Source organism: Lentilactobacillus rapi DSM 19907 = JCM 15042 (genome assembly GCF_001436255.1).
GTDB lineage: Bacteria > Bacillota > Bacilli > Lactobacillales > Lactobacillaceae > Lentilactobacillus > Lentilactobacillus rapi.
In genome coordinates this window covers 404,356-417,066 of record NZ_AZEI01000076.1, presented here as the reverse complement: position 1 = coordinate 417,066, position 12,711 = coordinate 404,356, and the positions used below count along the sequence as shown (strand labels likewise).

The 12,711-nt window shown below is 41.4% G+C and carries 15 protein-coding genes; all 15 read left to right on the top strand.

Annotated features, from left to right (window positions below; translation table 11 throughout):
- Positions 1–7: 7 nt before the first annotated feature.
- The 15 genes from glyA to FD12_RS10115 all read left to right on the top strand — a co-directional run bounded on the left by glyA (position 8) and on the right by FD12_RS10115 (position 12,693).
- Complete coding sequence (gene glyA, locus FD12_RS10180; RefSeq protein ID WP_054746526.1) at positions 8–1,258, top strand: serine hydroxymethyltransferase; 1,251 nt, start codon at positions 8–10, stop codon at positions 1,256–1,258.
- A 104-nt stretch (positions 1,259–1,362) separates the two neighbouring features.
- Positions 1,363–1,992, top strand: coding sequence for a uracil phosphoribosyltransferase (upp, locus tag FD12_RS10175; protein WP_056982980.1), 630 nt, complete (start codon positions 1,363–1,365; stop codon positions 1,990–1,992).
- 393 nt (positions 1,993–2,385) lie between these two features.
- Complete coding sequence (gene atpB / locus FD12_RS10170; protein ID WP_054746527.1) at positions 2,386–3,099, top strand: F0F1 ATP synthase subunit A; 714 nt, start codon at positions 2,386–2,388, stop codon at positions 3,097–3,099.
- A gap of 37 nt (positions 3,100–3,136) precedes the next feature.
- Positions 3,137–3,349 (top strand): F0F1 ATP synthase subunit C, encoded by a 213-nt coding sequence (gene atpE / locus FD12_RS10165; RefSeq protein WP_008858078.1) that lies wholly within the window; start codon positions 3,137–3,139, stop codon positions 3,347–3,349.
- A gap of 42 nt (positions 3,350–3,391) precedes the next feature.
- Positions 3,392–3,901 carry a F0F1 ATP synthase subunit B gene (gene atpF, locus FD12_RS10160; protein ID WP_054746528.1) on the top strand — a complete coding sequence of 170 codons (510 nt, stop codon included), beginning with the start codon at positions 3,392–3,394 and terminating at the stop codon, positions 3,899–3,901.
- Positions 3,898–4,440 carry an ATP synthase F1 subunit delta gene (gene atpH / locus FD12_RS10155; protein WP_056982978.1) on the top strand — a complete coding sequence of 181 codons (543 nt, stop codon included), beginning with the start codon at positions 3,898–3,900 and terminating at the stop codon, positions 4,438–4,440. The genes atpF and atpH overlap by 4 nt, the downstream gene beginning before the upstream one ends.
- A gap of 27 nt (positions 4,441–4,467) precedes the next feature.
- Complete coding sequence (gene atpA / locus FD12_RS10150; RefSeq protein WP_054746529.1) at positions 4,468–6,033, top strand: F0F1 ATP synthase subunit alpha; 1,566 nt, start codon at positions 4,468–4,470, stop codon at positions 6,031–6,033.
- A gap of 19 nt (positions 6,034–6,052) precedes the next feature.
- Positions 6,053–6,967 (top strand): F0F1 ATP synthase subunit gamma, encoded by a 915-nt coding sequence (locus FD12_RS10145; RefSeq protein ID WP_054746530.1) that lies wholly within the window; start codon positions 6,053–6,055, stop codon positions 6,965–6,967.
- A gap of 25 nt (positions 6,968–6,992) precedes the next feature.
- Positions 6,993–8,426 carry a F0F1 ATP synthase subunit beta gene (gene atpD, locus FD12_RS10140; protein ID WP_054746531.1) on the top strand — a complete coding sequence of 478 codons (1,434 nt, stop codon included), beginning with the start codon at positions 6,993–6,995 and terminating at the stop codon, positions 8,424–8,426.
- A gap of 16 nt (positions 8,427–8,442) precedes the next feature.
- Entirely contained in the window at positions 8,443–8,859 is a 417-nt protein-coding gene (locus FD12_RS10135) for a F0F1 ATP synthase subunit epsilon (protein WP_054746532.1), read from the top strand.
- A 604-nt stretch (positions 8,860–9,463) separates the two neighbouring features.
- The gene (locus FD12_RS10130) at positions 9,464–9,694 is read left to right on the top strand and encodes a DUF1146 family protein (protein ID WP_056982976.1); all 231 of its coding nucleotides are present in this window, start codon (positions 9,464–9,466) and stop codon (positions 9,692–9,694) included.
- A gap of 16 nt (positions 9,695–9,710) precedes the next feature.
- The gene (gene murA / locus FD12_RS10125) at positions 9,711–11,024 is read left to right on the top strand and encodes a UDP-N-acetylglucosamine 1-carboxyvinyltransferase (protein ID WP_054746533.1); all 1,314 of its coding nucleotides are present in this window, start codon (positions 9,711–9,713) and stop codon (positions 11,022–11,024) included.
- Positions 11,025–11,150: 126 nt separating this feature from the next.
- The gene (gene mreB, locus FD12_RS10120) at positions 11,151–12,155 is read left to right on the top strand and encodes a rod shape-determining protein (protein ID WP_054746534.1); all 1,005 of its coding nucleotides are present in this window, start codon (positions 11,151–11,153) and stop codon (positions 12,153–12,155) included.
- A 15-nt stretch (positions 12,156–12,170) separates the two neighbouring features.
- Positions 12,171–12,446 carry a membrane protein insertion efficiency factor YidD gene (gene yidD / locus FD12_RS13670; protein WP_082622239.1) on the top strand — a complete coding sequence of 92 codons (276 nt, stop codon included), beginning with the start codon at positions 12,171–12,173 and terminating at the stop codon, positions 12,444–12,446.
- 22 nt (positions 12,447–12,468) lie between these two features.
- On the top strand, positions 12,469–12,693 hold the full coding sequence (locus FD12_RS10115) for a DUF2969 domain-containing protein (protein ID WP_054746535.1): 225 nt from the start codon (positions 12,469–12,471) through the stop codon (positions 12,691–12,693).
- Positions 12,694–12,711 lie beyond the last annotated feature (18 nt).

The window sequence follows — 12,711 nt, the reverse complement described above, 5'->3', positions numbered from 1 at the left end:
TAGTGAGGTGTTGCAGTTGAATTACGATTACAAACAGCAGGATCCTGAACTTTGGGATGCAATTGCGAACGAAGAAAACCGTCAGGAACATAACATTGAACTGATTGCTTCCGAGAACATCGTATCAAATGCCGTTCGGGCAGCTCAGGGATCAGTGTTGACCAACAAGTATGCTGAGGGTTATCCGGGCCGTCGGTATTATGGTGGCTGTGAATACATTGACATCGTTGAACAGTTGGCCATTGATCGGGCTAAGGAACTGTTTGGTGCTGAATACGCCAATGTTCAACCTCACTCAGGCTCTCAAGCCAACCAGGAAGTTTACGCTGCTCTATTGAAGCCTGGTGACAAGATTTTGGGAATGGGATTAGATGCTGGTGGCCATTTAAGCCATGGAGCCAAGGTTAGCTTTTCTGGTAAGTTGTACGATTCTTATTCGTACGGACTGGATCCGAAGACCCAATTGATTGACTATGACGAGGTTGCTAAAATTGCCAAGGATGTTCAACCTCAATTGATCATTGCCGGTGCTTCAGCATATAGCCGAATCATTGATTGGCAGAAGTTCCGCGACATTGCCGATTCCGTCGGTGCCTACTTGATGGTTGATATGGCACATATCGCCGGCCTTGTAGCAACTGGCTTGCATCCAAGTCCAGTTCCCGTAGCCGATGTTGTGACCACAACGACTCATAAGACATTACGGGGCCCTCGTGGCGGTATGATCCTTGCCAAAGCTAAGTATGCTAAAAAGCTCAACTCAGCTGTATTCCCCGGCAGCCAAGGTGGTCCGTTGGAACATGTCATTGCTGGTAAAGCTGCTGCTTTTTACGAAGATCTGCAACCCTCATTTAAGCAGTATGGTGAACAGGTTATCAAAAATGCGAAAGCGATGGCCGATGAATTTCAAAGTTCAGCCAAAGTTTCAGTATTGACGGGTGGTACTGATAATCATTTGATGACGATTAATCTCACCCAAACTTCTTTAAATGGAAGAGATTTACAAAACATCTTGGATTCGGTTCACATTACGACCAATAAAGAGTCCATTCCAAATGATCCATTGCCACCTTCAAAAACAAGTGGTCTTCGTTTAGGAACGCCGGCCATTACAACTCGTGGATTTGATGAAGAAGATGCCCGTCAAGTTGCCAAGTTGATTCTTCAAGTGATCGATAATCCAGAAGATGAAAGTAATTTACAAGATGTTGCTAATAAAGTAGAAGCATTAACTCAAAAACATCCAATTGAATCATGATTCAATGAAGCTCGAAACTAATTGCGGTTTCGGGCTTTTTTGTGAATTTAGCGACCACATGTGTGATACAATTATTTAGAAATATAAATAAGGAGTGGGAAATAATGGGTAAGTTTCAAGTTATGGATCATCCACTGATTCAGCATAAGTTATCAATGATTCGGGATAAAAATTGTGGGACAAAGGAATTTCGTGAAATTGTGAATGAAATCGCAACTTTGATGGCGTTTGAAGTCTCACGTGACATGCCCCTTGAAGATATTGATATTCAGACTCCTGAAGGCATTGCACATGCCAAACAAATTTCAGGTAAGAAGGTTGCCATTGTGCCAATTCTTCGGGCTGGAATCGGAATGGTCGACGGCATTTTGGACTTAATTCCTGCAGCTAAGGTTGGTCACATTGGGATGTATCGAGACGAGAAGACACTGGAACCTCACGAATACTTTGTCAAATTACCTTCTGATATTGAACAGCGCCAAATTTTTGTTGTTGATCCGATGCTTGCAACTGGTGGTTCTTCTATCATGGCCATTGATGCCCTGAAGAAACGTGGTGCCTCGAACATCAAGTTTGTTTGTTTAGTAGCCGCTCCAGAAGGGGTAAAAGCATTACAGAAAGCTCACCCCGATGTTGACATTTACACGGCAGCCCTGGATGAGAAGCTAAATGATAAAGGCTATATTGTACCTGGCCTGGGCGATGCAGGCGACCGGTTATTTGGTACCAAGTAATTCGAAAATGAAGATTGTTGTGGTGGAGCGAATGTAATCGCTCCATTTTGTATTATCCAGGATTTAATTTAGTAAAAAGCCGGCAAATATGATTCAAAGTCGTTTGATTTTATTAATGTTTTGTCAGCTATTCGAGTTTGGCCGGTTGTGATTTCGCGTTCATAAACCTGACATGAGGTTGATAATTGTGTTAAGGGCGCGCTTTAAAAGGTGTGAAGATTACTAATATTGTTTTGAATTTTATGATGATTGGTGGTATAGTTTCAATTGTATTTGGACAATATTGTGTGTCCATTACCATCGCAAAGTTTCACTTTGGTAATCATGTCTTCTTGACCAATAACCAGATTGATTTACTTGCGTATACTGTATCTTGGAAAGAGGTGAGATTTTGTGAGTGGAGGAACTCCTTCGACTTTTGAATTTTTGGGTCTAACGTTTAACGTGGGGAACATGATCTCCATTTTAATCGCTTGTGCAGTTGTATTAGGCCTTGTGTATGCATTATCAAGGCACCTTACCATGAAACCGGGTAAGGGTCAGAACGTTCTAGAATATGCTGTTGACTTCACTAATGGAATCGTGAATAGTTCGATTCCGGGTGCCACAAGCAAGTTTTTAGGGCTCTGGGGTTTTACCTTGTTTATGTTCATCATAGTTGCGAATTTAGAGGGTCTATTTTTGCATATTGATGTATCAGGTGTAGCATATGTCAAAAGTCCAACTTCCGATCCGGTGGTGACGATGACTTTGTCTCTGATGACGATGACGCTTGCACAATTCTTAGGAATTCGAAAGCTGGGTTATAAGGGACATTTTGAGAATTACTTGAAGCCATTTGTATTTTTCTTACCAATTAATCTGTTCGAGGAGTTTACTAATTTCTTGACGTTAGGTTTGCGACTATTTGGTAACATTCTTTCAGGTGAAATGCTTCTTGGCATCATCGTTGGCATGGCTCATGGTGGGCCGGTCATTTGGATTGGTGCATTCATCCTGGAATTGGTTTGGACTGGTTTTTCAGTCTTTATTGGATGTATTCAGGCCTATGTTTTTGTAACATTGTCCTCAGTTTACATTTCTCGAAAGATAGAACTAGAAGATTAACAAAATTTTTTTAGATTATTAAGGAGGATTTATTATTATGGGAGCAATTGCTGCAGGTATTGCAATGGCTGGTGCCGCTATTGGTGGAGCTATTGGTGATGGTATTTTAATTTCTAAGATGTTGGAAGGTATGGCACGACAACCAGAATTGTCAGGTCAACTTCGTAGTAACATGTTCATTGGTGTTGGTTTGGTTGAAGCTATGCCTATCATCGCCTTCGTTGTTGCTTTGCTGGTTATGAACAAGTAGTGACTAGTATCGCTAAATATACAAAGAAGGAGGTGCCAATTGATGTTTTCATATTCGATAGTTGGAGCTCAGCTTTATGTTGGTGACATGCTGTTTGTGATGCTTAGTTTTCTTGTTTTAATGTGGTTGATCAAAATCATTGCATGGAAGCCAATCACTAAGATGATGCAAAACCGTTCAGATAAAATTGCCAGTGATATTGATTCTGCAAAGGAGTCACGGACTAAGGCCGCTGAATTAGCAGCAACACGTCAAGCTGAATTGCAGAAAACCCGTGAAGATGCAAACGGAATTATTAACACCGCAAAGCAAAATGGACAACAACAACGTGAAAAGATCGTTGAAGATGCACGAAATGAAGCATCTAATCTTAAGAGTTCTGCTGAGAAGGATATTGAACAACAACGACAAGAAGCTTTGGCTAATTCTCGAAAAGATGTGGCAAGCCTGTCTATTGAAATTGCAACCAAGATTATTTCAAAAGAATTAAACGCAGATGATCAAAAAGGGCTTGTTGATTCTTATATTGAAGGGTTGGGTAAGCAGAAATGACATTAGATAGTATGACAGCTTCAAAAAAATACGCTAAAGCCATGTTCGAAGTTTTGACGGATACGAATGAACTCGAATCTGGTTACGCTGATTTGCAAGAGCTAAGAAAAGTGTTTGCTGCTAATCCTAAGTTGATTGATATCCTTGATGATATTCGAGTTGCCGATAAGGACAAACAGTCCCTCCTCGCTCCTATCACCGAAAATGCTTCAGATTTTATTAAAAACTTTTTAAAAGTCGTTGCTGATTATCGTCGTTTTCCACAAATTTTGGATATTATTGATCAATTCCAAAAAGTGTATGAAGATGATAAGAAGATCGTCAGGGCAGAAGTTGTTTCAGCAACTGAACTGAGTGACGATCAACGTGATCGATTAGCAAAGGCATTTGAAAAACGGGTTGGAGCTGCCAAGGTTATTTTTGATACGAAAGTCGATTCATCACTCATTGGTGGTGTTATGATTAAGTCTTCTGATATGACAATTGATGGCAGTGTTAAGACACGAATTAATAAAGTTAAGGAATTATTGTTAAATTAACGATATCTATTTAAAGAGGTGAAACTTATGAGCATTAAAGCTGAGGAAATCAGTGCTCTTATTAAGCAACAGTTACAAGGCTATAAGAACGAGCTCGACGTTCAAGAAACAGGTATCGTTACATATGTTGGTGATGGTATTGCTCGCGCTCATGGGCTCGAAAATGCGTTGTCTGGAGAGTTGCTCGACTTCGGCCACGGCGTTTATGGAATGGTACAAAACCTTGAAACCAATGATGTTGGTATCATGATTTTGGGTGATGACACAAATATCCGTGAAGGTGACTCTGTAAAGAGAACCGGCCGAATTATGGAAGTTCCCGTTGGGGACGATTTGATTGGACGAGTTGTTAATTCACTCGGTCAACCAGTAGATGGTAAAGGCCCAATTAAAGCCGCAGATCACAAGGCGATTGAACACAAAGCGCCTGGTGTTATGGATCGACAATCAGTTTTTGAACCATTACAAACAGGTATCAAAGCGATTGATTCATTGATTCCAATTGGTCGTGGACAGCGTGAATTGATTATCGGTGACCGTAAAACCGGTAAGACTTCAATCGCCATTGACACGATCTTGAATCAAAAAGGTCAAAATATGAAATGTATTTACGTTGCTATTGGACAGAAACAATCAACTGTTCGAACGGCCGTAAGTACACTTGAAAAGTATGGTGCCATGGATTATACAACAGTTATTTCAGCTGGACCTTCTGAACCAGCATCACTGTTGTACATTGCACCATATGCTGGCGCTACTATGGGTGAATACTTCATGCATAATGGTGAGCATGTCTTAATTGTGTATGATGATTTATCAAAGCAAGCTGACGCTTACCGTGAATTATCACTTATTCTTCGTCGTCCTCCTGGTCGTGAAGCTTATCCTGGTGATATTTTCTATACCCACTCACGTTTGTTGGAACGTGCCGCTAAGTTGAGCGATAAGTTGGGTGGCGGTTCAATGACTGCTCTTCCTATCGTTGAAACCCAAGCTGGTGACGTTTCCGCTTATATTCCTACCAACGTTATTTCCATTACCGATGGACAGATCTTCTTGGATGCCGATAGTTTCTATTCTGGTGTTCGTCCAGCCGTTGATGCTGGTACTTCTGTTTCTCGTGTTGGTGGTGATGCGCAGGTTAAGGCAATGAAGAAAGTTTCTGGTACCTTACGACTTGATTTGGCTTCTTATCACGAACTGGAATCATTTGCACAATTTGGTTCTGATCTTGATGAAGCAACGCAAGCCAAGTTGAATCGTGGTGCTCGAACGGTTGAAGTCTTAAAACAACCACTTCATTCTCCAATTCCTGTCGAAAAGCAAGTTGTGATTCTTTACTGCTTGACTCACGGATTCTTGGATAAGATTGCCATTGATGACATTTTACGTTATCAGAACGAAATTTTTGATTTCTTCGACCATTCACACAAAGATTTGCTTGATGAAATTACAAAGACTGGTCAATTACCTGATACCGGCAAACTAGATGCTGCAATTAAGGAATTCGAACAGACATTCCAACCAAGTAAATCAGACGACCAACAAGCCGCACCAAAGAATGATCAAAATTCAGCTGCTTCAAATGACTAGTTAAGGAGGGTGAGATTACATGGGTGCTTCGCTAAACGATGTTAAACATCGGATTACTTCTACAAAGAAGACGCGTCAAATTACGAATGCTATGGAAATGGTCTCACAAGCTAAGCTTAACCAGATTCAGAAGCATACGAAGAGTTATGCGGAATATGCAAGCCAAATCAAATCTGTTGTATTACATTTAGCCCAGTCTCACATTTTGGATGGGTTAAGTCAGTCCTCAGGTCATGCAGCCGAAAATGATCAGTCTAAAGCTAAGAGAACGGCGTATTTGATTATAACTTCCGATCGAGGAATGGTTGGTAGTTATAACAGTAACGTTATTCGAGAAACCAACCAATTTATTGACGGCCATTCGGGTTCGAATGACTATCAAATATTAGCTGTTGGTGGAACTGGATCTGATTTTTATCGGAAACGGGGAACTAACGTTGCATACGAATATCGTGGTGTGAGTGACGTGCCGACGTTTAATGAAGTTCGCCAAATTGTAAAAATGGTTACAACCATGTATAACAAAGGTGAATTTGATGAATTGTACGTTTGTTACGAACATTTCGTTAACCGTTTGATATCTCGGTTTAGAGCTGAAAAGATGCTTCCAATTGATGATGAAGCTATTCAAAGCCAAGCTAGCCAGGATATTGAGGTTAAGCCAATGACTGCTGAGTATGATGTTGAACCATCCGAAAAGGAAGTTTTAAATGTGATTCTTCCTCAGTATTCTGAAAGCTTGGTATATGGGGCAATCCTAGATGCCAAAACTTCAGAACACGCTTCTAGTTCAACTGCCATGAAGTCTGCATCTGATAATGCGGATGATTTGATTTCGTCACTGGAATTACAGTATAACCGGGCTCGGCAAGCTGCAATTACCACTGAAATTACCGAAATTACCGGTGGTCAAGAAGCTCTTAGTCAACAATAAAATTTAGATGGAGGAATTAACTAACATGAGTACTGGTAAAGTTATACAAGTTATCGGACCTGTTGTTGATGTTGAGTTCTCCTTGGACGATAAATTACCTGAAATTAACACCGCTTTGAATATTCACGTCACCGACGACAAATTTCTTGTCGTTGAAGTTGCCCTTGATTTAGGTGACGGTGTTGTGCGTACAATTGCGATGGATGGAACCGACGGTCTTCGTCGAGGGATGGTTGTAGATAATACTGAATCATCTATCAGTGTTCCAGTTGGTAAGGATACTCTTGGTCGAGTATTTAATGTTCTCGGAGATCCAATTGACGGCGGTCCAGAATTTGGACCAGATGCAGAACGCTGGCCAATTCACCGTGATGCACCGAAGTATGAAGATTTAAATCCATCAACTGAAATTCTTGAAACTGGAATTAAAGTGATCGATTTATTGGAACCATACACCCGTGGTGGAAAAGTTGGATTGTTCGGTGGTGCCGGAGTTGGTAAAACCGTTCTAATTCAGGAGTTAATTCACAATATTGCCCAAGGACACAATGGTATTTCTGTATTTACCGGTGTTGGTGAGCGTACTCGTGAAGGTAACGATATGTACTTTGAAATGAAAGGTTCAGGAGTTCTCGCCAAAACGGCCATGGTTTATGGTCAAATGAACGAACCTCCTGGTGCTCGTATGCGGGTTGCTTTGACTGGTTTGACAATTGCTGAATACTTCCGTGATCGTGAAGGCCAAGATGTTTTGCTGTTTATTGATAACATCTTCCGATTTACACAAGCTGGTTCAGAAGTTTCCGCCTTGCTTGGCCGGATTCCATCAGCCGTTGGTTATCAGCCAACTTTAGCTACTGAAATGGGTCAATTGCAAGAACGAATTACTTCAACAAAGAAGGGTGCTATTACATCTATCCAAGCCGTTTATGTGCCTGCCGATGATTATACCGACCCTGCTCCTGCAACGACATTTGCCCATTTGGATGCGACTACTAACTTGGAACGTTCATTGACTCAACAAGGAATCTATCCAGCCGTTGATCCGTTAGCTTCAACATCATCAGCTTTGGATCCCGCAATTGTTGGCCAGGAACATTACGAAGTTGCTACTGAAGTTCAACACGTTTTGCAACGTTATCGTGAACTTCAGGATATCATTTCTATCCTTGGTATGGATGAACTGTCTGACGAAGAAAAGACGATTGTTAACCGTGCTCGTCGAATTCAGTTCTTCTTATCTCAAAGTTTCTCAGTTGCTGAACAGTTTACTGGTTTACCTGGTAAATATGTGCCAGTTGCTGAAACTGTTAAAGGGTTTAAAGATATTCTTGCTGGTAAGTACGATGACATTCCTGAAGATGCTTTCAGAAACTGTGGCCCAATCGAGGATGTTTTGGAAAATGCCAAGAAGATTAAGCAAACAACAGACAATGAAAAGCAGAGTGCAGCAAACTAAAGGAGGAGGATTCTAATTGGCTGATAATTCAGTTCTTACCGTTAGTATCGTTACTCCTGATGGAAATGTTTATGAGCATACTGCAAATATGTTAGTGGTTTCAACAAAGTCAGGACAAATCGGAATCATGGCTAACCATGTTCCGATCATCGCAACCTTGGCTGTTGATGAAGCTCGAGTTAAGTATGATGATACTGAAGACAATATTGCTGTTAACGGTGGATTCCTTGAGTTTTCCAATAACATGGCAACCATTGTCGCTGATAGTGCCGAGAATCAACAAGATATTGATATTGCGCGGGCTCAAAAGGCTAAGCAAAACGCTGAACAGCGGATTGCTGCCGCTCGTCAACGCCAAGACAAAGCTGCTTTGGATCGTGCCCAAGTTGCTTTGCGGCGAGCAATTAATCGAATCAATGTTGCTAAAAAGTAATTCTGAAAGACTGTGTTCAAGTTTAGGCTTGATGGCGGTCTTTTTTTGTTGTTTAAAGGAATTAGAGATTGGAACAATAGACGTTTTGATCCCAGAATTTCTCTAAGTGGCTGCGGCGATCTATGCGAATGATTACAAATTGGAAATTCATATATGTCCAAGCTACTCGCATAGGGTGCCTGGCTAGTGCAATTTTGGTTTTACATAATGGATGTGTGTAAGCAGCAGTTGGAAGAACACAGCCAACGGTACCCTGACTCGCGTCAATTGAACAGAGAAGAGAAACTCACGTTATCTGATCATTTAAGACAAACAAGCCACCCTCAGCATTAACGCATGGGTACGAAAATAGTCAAATTTTAGCCGTAAATTCTTCGTATTGATTTGATATGATTTGGGACATCAGTTTTAGAAACGTGGAGCTTATCGATATTGTGGATTTTATAACATAGTTTGCGGTTGATTGAAAATATGACTTTCGGGTTCTCCTAATTATATCGGCGATTTGTAGGCGTTAATTGACATTTTTTTCTAAAAGAAACCGAAAAGTTAAGACAAGTTTGCGTCTTTATGATATAGTTGACTTTGAATTGGGGGAAGATGCATGAGAACAATTGGAATTCAAGCTGTAATTACACTTGTTACATATTTTCTTTTTATTGCGATGGCATTTTGGAGTGTTCAAGAAATCCACATCGAACGATATATCCCAATGAGAGCTTTACCCGGGAAGCTGCTGATCGTTTTACTTGCAGTCGCGATTGGGTATGGAGCCAGCTCTTTTTTCCTTTCTTTTATTGATAATATTCGCAATTTAATATACTTAGTAAAGTGATGTAGGAGGCGTTCTTGTGGAAAAGATTATTGTGCATGGTGGTAACCCACTGAAGGGGACTGTACATATTGATGGTGCTAAAAATGCGGTATTACCGATTCAAGCAGCTACTATTTTAGCAAGTGAAGGTCAGACAACCATTTCAAATGTACCGTTGTTATCCGACGTTTATACGATGAATAAGGTGTTGCGATTCTTGAATGTGAAGACTCGTTTTAATGAAGATGCCAATGAAATTACGTTTGATGCATCTTCTCAACTTTCAAGTGAAGCACCTTTTGAATATGTTTCAAAGATGCGAGCATCGATTGTGGTGATGGGCCCGTTGTTGGCTCGGCTTGGCAAAGCAAAGGTTGCCTTACCAGGTGGGTGCGCGATTGGTTCGCGACCAATTGATTTGCATTTGAAGGGCTTTGAAGCGTTGGGTGCTCAAATTGAACAACATGATGGTTACGTTGAGGCCAGTGCTCCCAATGGTCTCGTTGGTACAGATATCTATCTTGATTTTCCAAGTGTTGGTGCTACTCAAAATATCATGATGGCCGCAACCCTTGCAAAGGGTAAGACGGTGATTCAAAACGCCGCCCGCGAACCAGAAATTGTTGATTTGGCAAACGTCTTAAACAAGATGGGGGCAACTGTCATCGGTGCTGGGACTGAGCAGATTCGTGTTCAAGGAGTGGCTAAGCTCCATGGGACTGAGCATGCAGTTGTCCAAGATCGCATTGAGGCTGGGACCTTTATGATTGCAGCCGCTGTGACTAAAGGTGACGTCATGGTTGATGGCGCGATTGCAGAGCATAACAAGCCGTTGATCTTGAAAATGCGTGAGATGGGAGTTCGAGTGATCGAAACTGATGAGGGTGTTCGGATTATTGGACCAGATCAACTTAAACCAGTTGACGTTAAGACCTTACCTCACCCAGGTTTCCCAACCGATATGCAACCACAAATGACTATCCTTCAGCTCTGTGCCAATGGTAGTAGTTCGATGACTGAAACGGTGTTTGAGAATCGTTTCATGCACATGGAAGAATTGCGGCGGATGAATGCGCAATATACGATTTCCGGTCGGACAGTTGTGATGCAAGGCCCAACTGACTTCAATGGCGCCGAAGTGGCGGCGAGTGATTTAAGAGCCGCTGCTGCCTTGGTGATTGCCGGACTGGTTGCATCAGGCTACACACAAGTTCGCAATTTACAATATTTGGATCGTGGGTACCATGATTTCCATAAAAAATTAGCAAGTCTTGGCGCTGAAATCAAACGGGTTGACGTTCAAGATGACGACTCAATTATTCTTAATCAATCATTAAAGAATCGCTTATAATTAATCAAATGGGGTTGAGATCGTTATTGATCTCAACCCTTTATTGCCTGAGATGGCATTCGAATCGTCATTTTTATGTGGTATAATGTTTTTTTGAGATAAAAGTTTTCAGGAGGAAGTACACAGATGGCAAAAGACATTGGAATCGATTTAGGAACTGCCAACGTTTTAATTTACGTTGCAGGAAAGGGTATTGTATTAAATGAACCATCAGTTGTCGCGATTGACACACGGACCGGAAAAGTTCTGGCAGTCGGCTCCGAAGCCTATCGAATGGTCGGCAGAACCCCAAGTAACATTCGTGCAATCCGTCCACTCAAGGATGGGGTAATCTCTGATTTTGACATTACCGAAGAAATGCTGACTTACTTCATCAACAAACTGGATGTAAAGGGATTCATGTCTAAGCCAAAGATTATGATCTGTGCGCCGACTAATGTTACTGAAATTGAACGAAACGCCATTATTCAAGCAGCAGAGAAGGCCGGTGGCGGCCAAGTTTATCTTGAAGAAGAACCCAAAGTTGCCGCAGTTGGTGCCGGAATGGATATTTTTCAGCCCCGTGGTAACATGGTGATCGACATGGGTGGTGGTACCAGTGATATTGCGATTATTTCTCTCGGTGATATCGTTGCCAGCAAGTCAATCCGGGTAGCCGGTGATCGGATGAACGTTGAAATCGCCAACTATATTAAACAGAAGCATAACTTGATTATTGGTGAACACACTGCTGAAAAGATCAAGATTGAAATTGGAACTGCCAAGGAAGACAAAGATGACGTTAAGAAGATGGAAGTTCGTGGCCGTGACGCTGTTTCAGGCATGCCTCGCGCAATCACCATCGACAGTAATGAGATTGCTGAAGCCATTCACGACACCGTTCAATTAATTGTAGACGGTGCAAAAGAGGTCTTGGAAGTTATTCCACCCGAATTAGCTTCTGATATCGTTGACCGTGGCATCATGTTGACTGGTGGCGGCGCATTATTACGCAAGATTGATCAAGTGATCTCTGATGCGCTGACGGTGCCAGTGATCATTTCTGAAAAGCCACTTGATAATGTGGCTAAGGGAGCGGGGATTCTGTTGGAACATTACATCAAGAATCCGAAGTTAAAGAGCAAAGAATAGATTTTAGGTGTCGCATTGAAAAAAATTCTGATTGTTATTGTTCATGGTTATCAGCGCTTTATATCACCCTTATTTCCCCCTACATGCCGTTATTACCCAACTTGCAGTAGTTATATGGTGACGGCGCTACAAAAGCATGGGGCACTCAAGGGAGCCATTATGGGGATTGCACGGATTCTTCGCTGCCATCCTTTTGTTAAAGGTGGATATGATCCCGTACCAGATCATTTCACAATTTTTAGAAATAAAGCTGCTCGGGACGAGTATCGTAAATCAATGCACTTAAAGTAATCTGTGAACAAGGAGAATAGAATTGAGCAAAGCTAACAAGAGTATTAATGTTGAAATTAAAGATCGCACAGATTCAACTGGCCAAAATATCTCTGAGTTATTTATTGGCAAAAAGTTGATTGGGACACTTAAAGAAGTGAGTGCCAATAAATTTGAAGCAGTTAATACCCATCAAGAACAATTCCACGTGAAAAGTTTCGAAGAGGGCGTTACGCTGTTAATTAAGGAATTCCATCTTCATCATTAAAGTTTAAAATTTAAGGAG

Coding starts and splice junctions, on each gene's coding strand:
- upp (WP_056982980.1), top strand. CDS start 1,363: ATGGGTAAGTTTCAAGTTATGGATCATCCACTGATTCAGCATAAGTTA.
- atpE (WP_008858078.1), top strand. CDS start 3,137: ATGGGAGCAATTGCTGCAGGTATTGCAATGGCTGGTGCCGCTATTGGT.
- atpF (WP_054746528.1), top strand. CDS start 3,392: ATGTTTTCATATTCGATAGTTGGAGCTCAGCTTTATGTTGGTGACATG.
- atpH (WP_056982978.1), top strand. CDS start 3,898: ATGACATTAGATAGTATGACAGCTTCAAAAAAATACGCTAAAGCCATG.
- atpA (WP_054746529.1), top strand. CDS start 4,468: ATGAGCATTAAAGCTGAGGAAATCAGTGCTCTTATTAAGCAACAGTTA.
- FD12_RS10145 (WP_054746530.1), top strand. CDS start 6,053: ATGGGTGCTTCGCTAAACGATGTTAAACATCGGATTACTTCTACAAAG.
- atpD (WP_054746531.1), top strand. CDS start 6,993: ATGAGTACTGGTAAAGTTATACAAGTTATCGGACCTGTTGTTGATGTT.
- FD12_RS10130 (WP_056982976.1), top strand. CDS start 9,464: ATGAGAACAATTGGAATTCAAGCTGTAATTACACTTGTTACATATTTT.
- mreB (WP_054746534.1), top strand. CDS start 11,151: ATGGCAAAAGACATTGGAATCGATTTAGGAACTGCCAACGTTTTAATT.